The 4,871-nt window shown below is 73.4% G+C and carries 5 protein-coding genes; all 5 read left to right on the top strand.

The window, feature by feature from the left end; genetic code table 11:
• Positions 1-1,824 (top strand): chemotaxis protein CheA (locus tag HGA02_RS10475; RefSeq protein ID WP_168678955.1); only part of this gene is annotated, 1,824 nt, incomplete at its 5' end.
• Positions 1,821-2,240, top strand: a complete 420-nt coding sequence (locus tag HGA02_RS10470; RefSeq protein ID WP_124342403.1) for a chemotaxis protein CheW — start codon at positions 1,821-1,823, stop codon at positions 2,238-2,240. The genes HGA02_RS10475 and HGA02_RS10470, both read left to right, overlap by 4 nt.
• 95 nt (positions 2,241-2,335) lie before the next feature.
• Positions 2,336-3,958: a methyl-accepting chemotaxis protein gene (locus tag HGA02_RS10465; protein ID WP_168678954.1), complete on the top strand. Its 1,623-nt coding sequence runs from the start codon at positions 2,336-2,338 to the stop codon at positions 3,956-3,958.
• Between the two features lie 56 nt (positions 3,959-4,014).
• Positions 4,015-4,434 carry a type 1 periplasmic-binding domain-containing protein gene (locus tag HGA02_RS10460; RefSeq protein ID WP_168678953.1) on the top strand — a complete coding sequence of 140 codons (420 nt, stop codon included), beginning with the start codon at positions 4,015-4,017 and terminating at the stop codon, positions 4,432-4,434.
• A partial coding sequence (locus HGA02_RS10455; RefSeq protein WP_168678952.1) for a response regulator occupies positions 4,431-4,871 on the top strand: 441 nt, incomplete at its 3' end. The genes HGA02_RS10460 and HGA02_RS10455, both read left to right, overlap by 4 nt.

Below are 4,871 nucleotides of genomic sequence, written 5' to 3'. Positions count from 1 at the left end.
CTCGACCCGGCCGCCCAGCGTGCCGCCGACGAGGCCCTCGAGGCGGCCGCCGTGCAGGCGCTCGCCACCGCGGCGCTCGCCGACCTGTCGAGCGGGCACGAGTACACCCCGACGATGGCCCCCGCGGCCGCGCCGCTCGAGGAGGTCGGCACGCTGCGCGGCGCGAGCGAGTCGTCGGTGCGCATCGACGTCGAGCTGCTGGACCGGCTCATGCGGCAGGTCGGCGAGCTCGTGCTGGTCCGCAACCGGCTCACGCGCCTCGCGGCCGAGTCGCAGGACGTCGACCTCACGCGGTCGGCGCAGCAGCTCAACCTCATCGCGTCCGAGCTGCAGGACGGCGTCATGCGCACGCGCATGCAGCCCATCGAGAACGTCTGGGCGAAGATGCCGCGCGTCGTGCGCGACCTCGCCGCGACGTGCGGGCGCGAGGTGCGCCTCGAGCTCGTGGGCGGGGACACCGAGCTCGACCGCAGCCTGCTGGAGGCCGTCAAGGACCCGCTGACGCACCTCGTGCGCAACGCGGTCGACCACGGCATCGAGCCGCCCGACGAGCGCGTCGCCGCGGGCAAGCCGTCGCACGGCACGCTCGAGCTGCGCGCGTTCCACGCGGGCGGGCAGGTCGTCGTCGAGGTCCGCGACGACGGGCGCGGCATCGACCCGCAGAAGGTCGCCGAGTCGGCGGTCCGCAAGGGGCTGCGCACGCCCGAGCAGGTCGCGTCGCTCGGGCAGGCGGAGATGCTCGGGCTGCTGTTCCTGCCGGGCTTCTCGACGGCCGCGGCCGTCACGAACGTGTCCGGCCGTGGTGTCGGCATGGACGTCGTGCGCACGCGCATCGAGGCGGTGGGCGGGACGGTCGACGTCGAGTCCACCGTCGGCGTCGGCACGTCCTGGCGCCTGCGGATCCCGCTGACGCTCGCGATCATGCCGTCGCTGTCCGTCGAGTGCGACGGCGACGTGTACGCGGTCCCGCAGGTCCACGTGCTCGAGCTCGTCGCGCTCGACGAGCGGGCCGAGCAGGCCGTCGAGCACGTGCACGAGGCACCCGTCTACCGGCTGCGCGGCGAGCTCCTGCCGCTCGTGCCGCTGCACGACGTGCTCGGCCTGTCCGACGGCGAGCCCGCCGGGTCGCGGCCCGGGGTGATCGTCGTGGTGCAGGCGGACGACAACCGCTTCGGCCTGCTCGTCGACCGCGTGCTCGCGACCGAGGAGATCGTCGTGACGCCGCTCGCGGCGCAGCTCAAGTCGGTGAGCACGTACGCGGGCACGACGGTGCTCGGGGACGGGCGCGTCGCGCTCATCCTCGACATGCAGTCGATCGCCCGTGAGGCGATGCCGCGCGAGCACGAGCACGCGTCGGTCGGGCACGCGTCGACGGTCGTCGAGGAGACGCACGAGACCGAGCAGCTGCTCGTCGCGCGCATCGGCGAGGGCCGGCTCGTCGCGATGCCGCTCGCGGGCGTCGCGCGCCTCGAGCACGTGCGCTCCGACGAGGTCGAGACGGTCGGCGACCGCGAGGTCGTGCAGTACCGCGGCTCGATCCTGCCGCTCGCGCGCGTCGACAGCCTGGTCGGTGCGACGCCCGAGGACCGCGACGAGCTGCTGCTCGTGGTGTACGAGCGCGGGTCGCGCAGCGCCGCGCTGGTCGTCGAGGACATCGTCGACATCGTCGAGGACCACGCCGAGCACTCCGACATCGACGCCGCCGGCCTGATCGGCTCGACCGTCGTGCACGGCCGCGTCACCGAGCTGCTCGACCTGCCGGCCGCGCTGCTCGCCGCCGACCACGACTTCGAGTCCGACGACCTGCTGGAGGGTGCCGCGTGAACCGCTACGTGACGTTCACGATCGGCGACGACCTGTACGGCGTCGACGTGCTCCGCGTCCAGGAGGCGCTGCGCGCGCACGCCCGCACGCGGGTCCCGCTCGCGCCGCCCGGGATCGCGGGCGTCGTCAACCTGCGCGGTCAGGTCGTCGTCACGGTCGACCTGCGGCCGCGGCTCGGCCTGCCGGCGCTCGCGCAGGACGCCGAGCCGATGATGGTCGTCGTCCAGGTCGACGGCGAGCCGGTGAGCCTGCTCGTCGACGAGATCGGGGACGTGCTGGACGTGCCCGTCGACGACGTCGGCGTGCCCCCGGAGACGCTCGACCCCGACCTGCGGCCGCTCATCCGGTCCGCGTGCACGCTCGAGGACCGCCTGCTGCTCGTCCTCGACGTCGACGAGGCGGCCTCCGCGGCCTGAGCCGTGCGGGGGGATGTCGCCCCGACCCCTCACAGCACCGCTGCCGTGGCCGATCTTGACGGACGACGGCGACGACGCCCTGACAAGGAGCACCGATGAGCAAGACCTCCCGCGACGGCGGCCCGCGCCGGCGCATGAGCCTGGGCAACCTGGGCATCCAGACGAAGATGATGCTGCTGCTCGGTCTCGTGGCGTTCGTCGCCCTCGGCTCGGGCGCCTTCGCCTACGTCGCCCTCCAGCGTGCCGCCCAGGACCTGCGGGACGTCGACGTCGTCGCCACCGAGGTGGCCGCGCTGTCGCGCTCGGTCGACGACGGCCAGCACAACGCGCGGCTCATCGTCGCCCAGATCGCCGCGGTGAAGAACCCGGTGATCCGCAAGGGCTGGGTCGAGCTGCAGCGGCGCAACGACATGGACATGGCCGAGGCCATCGAGGCGTTCGCGCAGTCGAGCGGCGCCGACGGCAACGCGGCCTGGCCGGGCTTCGTCGAGTCGTACCAGAAGTGGGTCGTGCTGCGGGACGAGCAGGTCGTCCCCGCTGCGCTCGCGGACGACGCCGACGCGTACTCGTCGATCTCCGACACCGTGAGCCAGCCCGCGATCGACGACTTCGTGCTGAAGTTCGACGAGGTCGAGAAGACGATGGCGGCGGAGGTCACCGCGACCGCGGAGGCCGCGCAGGACCGCGTCGACATGGCCGGCTACATCCTCGGCATCAGCCTGTTCGCGGGCCTCGCGATCTCGATGTTCCTCGGCTTCAAGACGGCGTCCGGCATCCGCAAGAGCGTGTGGGACATGTGTCGCGCGCTCAACGGCATGGCCGTCGGCGACTTCACGCGGACCGTGCCGGGCACGTCGCGCGACGAGATGGGGCAGATGCGCGAGGCCCTCGGCCGTGCGCAGGCCGGCGTCCGCGAGACGCTCACCGAGGTCAAGCACACGGCCGACGAGGTCGCCGTCGCGGCCGAGCAGCTCTCCGCGTCGTCGAGCCAGGTCGCCGCCGGGTCGGACGAGACCAGCGCGCAGGCGGGCGTCGTCGCCGCCGCGGCCGCGCAGGTGTCGCGCAACGTGCAGGCCGTCGCCGCCGGTGCCGAGCAGATGGGCGCGTCGATCCGGGAGATCGCGCAGAACGCGACCGAGGCGACCAAGGTGGCCCAGGCCGCCACGGGCGCCGCGGCGAGCGCGAACGACTCGGTGTCGCGCCTCGGCTCGTCGAGCCAGGAGATCGGCAAGGTCGTCAAGCTCATCACGTCGATCGCCGAGCAGACGAACCTGCTCGCGCTCAACGCGACCATCGAGGCCGCGCGTGCCGGGGAGGCCGGCAAGGGTTTCGCGGTCGTCGCGGGCGAGGTCAAGGAGCTCGCGTCGGAGACGGCGAAGGCGACCGAGGACATCGCGCGCCGCGTCGAGGCCATCCAGGCCGACACCACGGGTGCCGTCGCCGCGATCGGGGAGATCGGCTCGATCATCGCGTCGATCAACGACTACCAGCTGACCATCGCGTCGGCCGTCGAGGAGCAGACCGCGACGACCAACGAGATGTCCCGCGGCGTGGCCGAGGCCGCCACCGGATCCGGCGAGATCGCCGCGAACATCACCGGTGTCGCCACGTCCGCCGCCACGAGCTCGGAGGTGCTCAGCCAGATGGGCGGGTCCGTCACCGAGCTCGCCCGCATGTCCGCCGACCTGCGCGAGCGGGTGTCGATGTTCACCTTCTGACCGAAGGTGCACCACCGCCGGGCCAGGGACGGCCCGCCGGCACGAAGGAGACAGGGATGTCGCGACGCAAGGCATGGGCGGCGTCCGTCATGGCGCTCGCCGTGGCGGCCGCGTTCGCCCACCAGACAGGTGGCGGCGAGGTCAGCGGCGACGCGCTCGCCCGGTGGCAGTCGACGCGCCTGGTCGGCGTGACGCTGCCGGCGACCGGCTGGGCCGTCGAGGGCGACGTGCTGGTCCAGCGCCTCGCCCAGCTCGGGTACGGCGTGCGCGTGCACTACGCGCCCGACTCGGCGACGCAGGTCGCGCAGGTCCGCCTGCTCGTCGACGGCGGCGCCGACGCCGTCGTCGCGGTCGCGGTGGCCGAGGGCACGCTCGACGACGTCCTCCAGCAGGCCCGCCTGCGCGGCGTGGTCGTCGTCCCGTACGAGGCGGACGTCGCGACGAGCGTCGAGGCGCAGCTCGGTGGCGCCGCGTGAGCCGGATCCGGGTGCTCGTCGTCGACGACTCGGTCGTCGTGCGGCGCATCGTGAGCGACGTGCTCGGGCAGGACCGGCGCATCGAGGTCGTCGGCATCGCGGCGAACGGCCGGCTCGCGCTCGCGAAGGTCGAGCAGCTCCAGCCCGACCTCGTGACGATGGACGTCGAGATGCCGGAGATGGACGGCATCGAGACGGTCGCGGCGCTGCGTGCGCGGGGCGACCGCATGCCGATCATCATGTTCTCGACGCTCACCGAGCGCGGCGCGACGGCGACGCTCGACGCGCTCGCCGCGGGGGCGACCGACTACGTCACGAAGCCGACCGGCACCGCGTCGGTGCACGAGGCGCTCGCCCGCGTCGCGCACGACCTGATCCCGCGGATCGTCGCGCTCGTCCCGCGCACCGAGGACGTCGTCGACGTGCCCGCGCGCCCC

Source organism: Cellulomonas septica (assembly GCF_012396155.1).
Lineage (GTDB): Bacteria > Actinomycetota > Actinomycetes > Actinomycetales > Cellulomonadaceae > Cellulomonas > Cellulomonas septica.
The sequence above is the reverse complement of the archived record's forward strand: the minus strand, read 5'-3'. Positions and strand labels throughout refer to the sequence as shown.

Bases quoted from the DNA above. Each gene is read 5' to 3' on its own strand.
- HGA02_RS10465 (WP_168678954.1), top strand. From the start codon at position 2,336: ATGAGCAAGACCTCCCGCGACGGCGGCCCGCGCCGGCGCATGAGCCTG.
- HGA02_RS10460 (WP_168678953.1), top strand. From the start codon at position 4,015: ATGTCGCGACGCAAGGCATGGGCGGCGTCCGTCATGGCGCTCGCCGTG.